Raw genomic sequence first — 1,009 nt, 5'->3', positions numbered from 1 at the left:
CCGATGAATACTCGTATCCCTGTTTTGTCTCGTCGTGCCCTTATGAGCGCTTTGGGCGTTTGTGGGTTTGCTGTGTTGTTATCTGCGTGTGGGGAGGGATCGAAGCCTGCTGGAGTGGCTGTTGAGAGTTCTCGTTCTTCTAGTGCGGAAAGTGCTGGTGCTTCCGGTTCTGTGTCTGTTTCTTCAAGTGAGAATCCGTCGCCGTCGTCGAGTGCGCCACAGCATTATTCGGGGAACTCGAAAGCTCCGGAGGGGGAGTATCGTCCTGCGGATTTTTATGGTCCTGCGCAGAATGTTCCGAAGCCGAAGGCGGAGGAGGGGTATACGAATGCTTCGTTGGAGGGGATGCGTAAGACGGTGCAGGCGTGGACGGAGTGGCGTAATTATGGCATGCAAACTGGAGATTATAGCGAGGCGAAAAAGTTTATTAGCAAAGATTTTAAAGACGAACGGGATACTTACGATCTCAATGCTGGACTGTATAAAGAGGGTGGGTGGATGATTGGCGGAGATTTAAGAAAATATGAGTTTCATGGGGAACCCATCAACCAGGGTAACGGTAAGTATGAGTGGAAATTCTTTGTTGCTTGGCCGTATTACGTCTATGTTGACTCGGATGGGAAAACATATAAGAAAATTCGCAATGAAGATTATGAGAACAACTGGTTCATAATGACTCTTCATCATGACGGCAACCGATGGCTTATTGATAATGTTCATTCCCTGGCTACAGAAAAGAAGTAATTCCCTTGAAATCTCTAAGAACTAAAGTATTTTCTGGGTTTTTCTCGGCAACACTTGTGAGTGCGTCCCTGTCCTATGTTCCTGCGGCTTTTTCTATAGCCTGTAATAATGACACTCGCTCTTTTCAATGTGTAGATCAGACTGGAGGTGATCTTTGGGAACAGGGAGGTTCCCATGCGCCCAAACATGTTAATAATGACGAGCGTGAAACAAATTCAAGCCAGGCCGGTAACGCTGAGGATGTTGAGGCTTATAGGAGGTGGTA

At 47.1% G+C, this 1,009-nt stretch carries 2 protein-coding genes; both read left to right on the top strand.

The features are described 5' to 3' along the window. Window positions 1-744 (top strand): DUF6318 family protein (locus HMPREF2625_RS10240; protein WP_246826787.1); only part of this gene is annotated, 744 nt, incomplete at its 5' end. Between the two features lie 5 nt (window positions 745-749). Next, window positions 750-1,009: hypothetical protein (locus tag HMPREF2625_RS10965; RefSeq protein WP_210394410.1), on the top strand; the 260-nt coding region annotated here is incomplete at its 3' end.

The organism is Rothia sp. HMSC064D08 (assembly GCF_001809525.1).
GTDB lineage: Bacteria > Actinomycetota > Actinomycetes > Actinomycetales > Micrococcaceae > Rothia > Rothia dentocariosa.
This window is presented reverse-complemented; position numbering and strand designations above follow the sequence as displayed.